The following is a 5,239-nucleotide window of genomic DNA, read 5'->3' as shown; positions in this document are numbered from 1 at the left end:
CAATCTGGAATTCCTGCATGCAGAAACCCTGAAGGGAGACCTGCTGATGATTTTCGACGGATTTCTGTGGGCACTGTACACCCTCGGAGGGAAGAGGCTGCTTGAGAGATACAACCCGGAAACCCTCACGGTCTATGCATTCGCCATAGGGGCAGTTCTGCTCCTGCCCTTTGCTTATGTTGAGGGCATTGCCAGTCCGGCCACATTTTCCACGATGACCTGGATATCCATCGCATTCCTGGCTCTGTTCTGCTCGGTTTTTGGCTATGTTGTGTGGTATTCAGCCCTCTCAGTCATGGAGGCAACGAAGGTTGCGGTCTTCGTGTATCTGATACCCCTCTTCACAGCGGTAATGGCGTATTTCGCCCTCGGAGAGGACATCGGGTTGTTCACCGTTCTTGGTGGAATTCTCATAGTTCTGGGAGTTTATCTTGTTGAGAGGTCTTAAAACATAAAAAACGCACAATTCTGCTTTTTGTCTGGCAATCTGATACAAAACCAGATCATCCAGATGTCCTGACGGCTACCTGAGCGGGAATTCTCTGAAATCCAGCAATAATTTGGTAAGGAGATGGGCCCTATTTAATCCCTTTTCCCCACCTGATCGCAAAAAACAGAAAAAGAACCAGAGCCGCCGGCGGGATTCGAACCCGCGGCCTGGTGATTACGAGTCACCCGCTCTGACCAGCTGAGCTACGGCGGCTCAGTAACCGGACTTCAACCGCATGTTGCAGATCCCGCACACGATTCCACTCGATGTTGGCAGGAAGTATGCCTCGTTTCCGCACACGGGACATTTCTTGCGGTTAATCATCATACGGTAAGGTCACCCTTCTTCCTGACGTACTCCACGAGACCGCCCTCGTTCAGGATGTTTATCATTATTTCGGGCAGTGGCCTTGCCCTTAATTCCGTGTTCTTGGTAAGGTTTTTTATTGTTCCGGTCGAAAGGTCGACCTCAAGTTCGTCACCATCCTCAATACCTTCGGTATCCGCGATGAGTACGGGGAGGCCGACATTGATGGCGTTCCTGTAAAATATCCTTGCGAAGGACTTTGCAATGACCGCCGAAACACCTGCAATTTTAATTGCCAGAGGTGCATGTTCCCTGCTGCTACCCATCCCGAAGTTCTTGCCTGCGACGATGAAGTCTCCCGGTTTCATCTTCTTGGGAAACTCAGGATCTGCGTCCTCCATTACGTGCTTTGCGAGTTCCGGCATGTTGCTCCTGAGGTGGTAGTACCTGCCGGGAGTGATGTGGTCTGTCGAAATGTCGTCACCGAACTTCCACGCTCTGCCCCTGAGCTTCATTGATTCTGTGCATTTGCAGTCTGTTTTTAACATTTGTCGTTTGAGGTTATGAGAAGATGAACATTTAAATAGTATGGGTTCGAGTGATGCAAGGGTGGAATCAGGATGACAGCAACGGTTGTTGTTGGAGGTTTCTGGGGTGACGAGGGGAAGGGTAAAATCATAGCCCATATTGCGTATTCAGACAGGCCAAAGATAATCGCCAGAGGGGGAGTTGGTCCGAACGCCGGTCACACGGTGGAGTTCGAGGGGAAGAAGTACGGAGTCAGAATGCTCCCCTCAGGATTCGTTTATAGGGACGCCAAGCTCTTGATAGGGGCGGGCGTACTGGTGAACCCGAGTGTTTTCCTCGATGAAGTCAGGGTGCTTAACGCGGAGGACAGGGCGAGAGTCGATTACAGATGCGCGATCATAGAGCAGAAACACATAGAAGCGGACAGAAGCTCAGAGCACCTCGCCGGAAAGATTGGATCAACCGGGAGTGGTTGCGGGCCAGCCAACGCAGACAGGGTCATGAGGACGGCGAAGCTTGCCAGAGATGTCCCGGAGCTTCAGCCCTTCCTTACCGATGTCCCCCTCGAGGTGAACGAGGCCATCGACAGCGGAGACTTCGTTCTGATTGAGGGGACGCAGGGGTTTGCCCTGAGCCTCTACTACGGCACCTATCCATACGTCACATCGAAGGACACATCAGCCTCGCAGATGGCGGCCGATGTGGGGGTTGGGCCCACAAAAATCGAGGAGGTTGTAGTGGTTTTCAAGACTTTTCCAACGAGGGTTGGCGCCGGCCCGTTCCCAACTGAGATGAGCCAGGAGGATGCAGAGAAACTCGGAATAGTGGAGTACGGCACCGTCACAGGCAGGAGGAGGAGAGTCGGCTGGTGGGATGGCGAGCTTGCCAGGTACTCCGCGATGGTCAATGGCGCGACACAAATTGCGCTTACAGGGATAGACAGACTCGACAGAGAGTGCTACGGAGTGACAGAGTGGGAAAAGCTCACGCCCAAGGCGAAGGAATTCGTGGAACGGGTCGAGGACGATACTGGGGTTCCGGTCACTCTGATATCCACGGGCCCGTCCCTCGAGCAGATAATCGATCTGAGAAACGAGAAGCTGTAAAAATAAAAATTTTATTTTACTCTCCGAGGATCGAGGAGAAGTAATCGTGGTGTGCCTCCTCTTCCTCGAGAATCTGCTCAAATAGCTTCGCCGTCGTGTAGTCCTCTTCTTCCTTGGCTTTCCGTATAATCCTTCTGTACAGCTCTATTGCCTCCTCCTCAGCCTTTTTGTCAAGCTCTATCATCTCTCTCGTCGTTTTCCCGATCGTTATCTGGTCGGGAGTTGTGGTGGGCTCCCCACCGAGATAGCTTAGCCTCTCCGCTATCAGCTCCGCGTGCCTCATCTCCACGAGAGCAATTGCCCTGAGCTGGGGTTTCACTATCTCCCCCTCGAACCCCTTGGCGAGGACGTGCTGCCACATGTACTGAATTGACACCTTCATTTCCCTCGCAATCGCTCTGTTGAGAAGCTCTTTAAGCTCATCACTCGCCATACGGCATCCCCCGAAAATAATGTCCGGACAGATGTTTAAAACACTACCGATCGATAGCCCGGTTTTCCGGGTGAACAAAAAGTTTAATAGTTGAGGAAAGAGTGGTAGTGCGTTATGAGGAGGAGCCTTCTTGATATTCTTGCCTGCCCCACCTGTAAGGGAGAGCTGAAGCTTGAGGTTGAGGAGGAGAACGAAGAGGAGGTGCTCTTTGGAAGGCTGATATGCGAGGAGTGCGGCGTGGACTACCCGATAGAGAACGGTATTCCAAACCTTCTTCCGGTTGAGCTGAGGGAGAAGCTATGAAGTTTATCGTCGTAACTGGCGGAGTGATGAGCGGGCTCGGAAAGGGAATTACTGCTGCGAGCATAGGCAGAATCCTCGTTGACATGGGTTACAGGGTGATTCCAATAAAAATTGACCCGTACATCAACATCGACGCGGGAACGATGAACCCGTTTCAGCACGGTGAGGTTTACGTCCTCAAAGACGGCACAGAGGTGGATCTCGATCTCGGTCACTACGAGAGGTTCATCGGAGTTGAGCTGACGGGAGACCACAACATCACAACGGGAAAAATCTACAGAAACGTAATTGAGAAGGAGAGGAGAGGGGAGTACCTCGGCCAGACGGTGCAGATAATACCGCACGTGACCGACGAGATAAAGAGGTGGATCCGGGAGGTTGCTGAGAGGAACAATGCGGACATCTGCCTCGTCGAGGTTGGAGGGACTGTTGGAGACATAGAGAGCATGCCCTTCCTCGAGGCGATAAGACAGATGCACAACGAAGAGAGAGAAGAGGACTTTCTCCTCGTCCATGTGACGCTCGTCCCGCTCGACAGCGGGGGTGAGCAGAAAACCAAACCAACCCAGCACAGCGTCAAGGAGCTCAGGAGTCTCGGACTTCATCCCGACGTAATCGTTGGAAGGTGCAAGGAAGAGCTTCTCGAATCAACGAAGAGAAAAATCTCCCTGTTCTGTGACGTTCCTGTGGAGGCGGTTATCAGTGCAAAGGACGCAGATGATATCTACGAGGTCCCGCTGCTCTTCAAAAAGGAAAAACTCGACAGCTACATAGCCGAGAAGCTCAGACTTGAAAAGAGGGATAGCTCACACGAATGGGAGAGGTTCGTCGAGAAGATGAGGGACGCGAGAGAGGAGGTGAGCATAGCCATCGTGGGCAAGTACATGGATGTCAGAGACGCGTATATAAGCATAAGAGAGGCCCTCAAGATAGCCGGAATATACCACGGGGCCGTGGTCAGGCCCATATGGGTTGACAGCGAGGATTTTGAGGACTTTGACGAGATAGAGATAGATGCGGACGGAATTCTGGTACCCGGTGGTTTCGGGCAGAGGGGAGTCGAGGGCAAGATCAGAGCGATCGAGTACGCGAGAGAGAACGACATACCGTTTCTCGGAATATGCCTCGGATTCCAGCTCTCCGTTATTGAGTATGCCAGAAATGTGCTTGGATACGAAGATGCGAACAGCACCGAGTTCGGAGATACAGACCACCCGGTAATTGACCTCCTACCCGAGCAGAGGGGGGTTGACAAGCTCGGTGGAACCATGAGGCTCGGCGACATTGAAATAACCGTCAAGAAAGGAACGGTAGCGTATTCGCTCTACAATTCGGAAAGGATATACGAAAGACACAGACACAGGTACGAGGTCAACCCGGAATACATTCCCGAGTTTGAGGAAAGCGGTCTTGTGTTTTCGGGCTACTCGGATGGTGGAAAAAGGATGGAGATCCTCGAACTTCCAGACAGGAGGTTCTTCTTTGCCACCCAGTTCCACCCCGAGTTCAAGGCAAAGCCATTCGCACCCTCGCCCCCGTTTATGGGGCTGGTAAACGCTGCGCTTGAGTACAGGAGGGAGATTAATGGTTAACGTCGAGAAATTTGTGGAGAAGGCGATTGAGGAGATAAAGGAGAAGGTAGGCGACGGGAAGGCGATAATAGCTCTTTCCGGAGGGGTAGATAGCTCGGTGTGCACCGTACTTGCTCACAGGGCCATAGGTGATAGACTCGTTCCGGTTTTCGTTGATACCGGCCTTATGAGGGCCGGAGAACCTGAAAGGGTCAGGGAAATCTTCGGCCACATGAACCTCAGGTTCGTTGACGCGAGAGATGAGTTCTTTGACGCCCTGAGGGGAGTTACCGATCCTGAGGAGAAGAGGAAGGTGATAGGCGAGCTTTTCGTCAGGGTGTTCGAGAGGGTCGCCGAGGAGGTAAAGGCAGATTATCTGATTCAGGGAACGATATACCCCGACATAATTGAGAGCCAGGGCGGAATAAAGAGCCACCACAACGTGGGTGGGTTCCCCACACATTACAGGTTCAAGGGAGTGATAGAGCCGCTGAGGGAGCTG

The 5,239-nt window shown here is 52.4% G+C and carries 6 protein-coding genes, 1 tRNA gene and 1 pseudogene; 5 read left to right on the top strand and 3 right to left on the bottom strand.

Translation table 11 applies throughout. The annotated features are described in order from the left end of the window. Positions 1-448: DMT family transporter (locus ACXJJC_RS02880; RefSeq protein ID WP_456369321.1), on the top strand; the 448-nt coding region annotated here is incomplete at its 5' end. A gap of 181 nt (positions 449-629) precedes the next feature. Here the strand turns inward: ACXJJC_RS02880 and ACXJJC_RS02875 are convergent. Both ACXJJC_RS02875 and ACXJJC_RS02870 read right to left on the bottom strand, forming a co-directional pair. Then, positions 630-703, bottom strand: a tRNA-Thr gene (locus tag ACXJJC_RS02875). 110 nt (positions 704-813) lie between these two features. Then, positions 814-1,311, bottom strand: coding sequence for a 3-isopropylmalate dehydratase small subunit (locus ACXJJC_RS02870; RefSeq protein ID WP_456369320.1), 498 nt, complete (start codon positions 1,309-1,311; stop codon positions 814-816). 105 nt (positions 1,312-1,416) lie between these two features. Here ACXJJC_RS02870 and ACXJJC_RS02865 point away from each other — a divergent pair, with 105 nt between their 5' ends. Next, a complete protein-coding gene (locus ACXJJC_RS02865) occupies positions 1,417-2,430 on the top strand; it encodes an adenylosuccinate synthetase (RefSeq protein WP_456369319.1) in 1,014 nt (337 codons plus the stop codon). Between the two features lie 16 nt (positions 2,431-2,446). Here ACXJJC_RS02865 and ACXJJC_RS02860 read toward each other — a convergent pair whose 3' ends face one another. After that, entirely contained in the window at positions 2,447-2,863 is a 417-nt protein-coding gene (locus ACXJJC_RS02860) for a ferritin-like domain-containing protein (RefSeq protein ID WP_456369318.1), read from the bottom strand. Positions 2,864-2,977: 114 nt separating this feature from the next. Here ACXJJC_RS02860 and ACXJJC_RS02855 point away from each other — a divergent pair, with 114 nt between their 5' ends. The 3 genes and pseudogenes from ACXJJC_RS02855 to ACXJJC_RS02845 form a co-directional block, all read left to right on the top strand. After that, positions 2,978-3,166, top strand: coding sequence for a methytransferase partner Trm112 (locus ACXJJC_RS02855; protein WP_456369317.1), 189 nt, complete (start codon positions 2,978-2,980; stop codon positions 3,164-3,166). Further along, the gene (pyrG, locus tag ACXJJC_RS02850; protein WP_456369316.1) at positions 3,163-4,758 is read left to right on the top strand and encodes a glutamine hydrolyzing CTP synthase; all 1,596 of its coding nucleotides are present in this window, start codon (positions 3,163-3,165) and stop codon (positions 4,756-4,758) included. Before ACXJJC_RS02855 ends, pyrG begins: the two co-directional genes overlap by 4 nt. Then, positions 4,751-5,239: pseudogene (locus ACXJJC_RS02845) on the top strand (glutamine-hydrolyzing GMP synthase); the annotation flags it as partial. The gene pyrG and the pseudogene ACXJJC_RS02845, both read left to right, overlap by 8 nt.

The sequence above is a fragment of the Geoglobus sp. genome (assembly GCF_054018175.1).
Note: the sequence above shows the minus strand (reverse complement) of the source record. Positions and strands in the feature narration are given on the sequence as shown.

What these genes read in the sequence shown, in the direction of transcription:
- ACXJJC_RS02865 (WP_456369319.1), top strand. Translation starts at nt 1,417, where the DNA reads ATGACAGCAACGGTTGTTGTTGGAGGTTTCTGGGGTGACGAGGGGAAG.
- ACXJJC_RS02860 (WP_456369318.1), bottom strand. Translation starts at nt 2,863, where the DNA reads ATGGCGAGTGATGAGCTTAAAGAGCTTCTCAACAGAGCGATTGCGAGG.
- ACXJJC_RS02870 (WP_456369320.1), bottom strand. Translation starts at nt 1,311, where the DNA reads ATGAAGCTCAGGGGCAGAGCGTGGAAGTTCGGTGACGACATTTCGACA.
- ACXJJC_RS02855 (WP_456369317.1), top strand. Translation starts at nt 2,978, where the DNA reads ATGAGGAGGAGCCTTCTTGATATTCTTGCCTGCCCCACCTGTAAGGGA.
- pyrG (WP_456369316.1), top strand. Translation starts at nt 3,163, where the DNA reads ATGAAGTTTATCGTCGTAACTGGCGGAGTGATGAGCGGGCTCGGAAAG.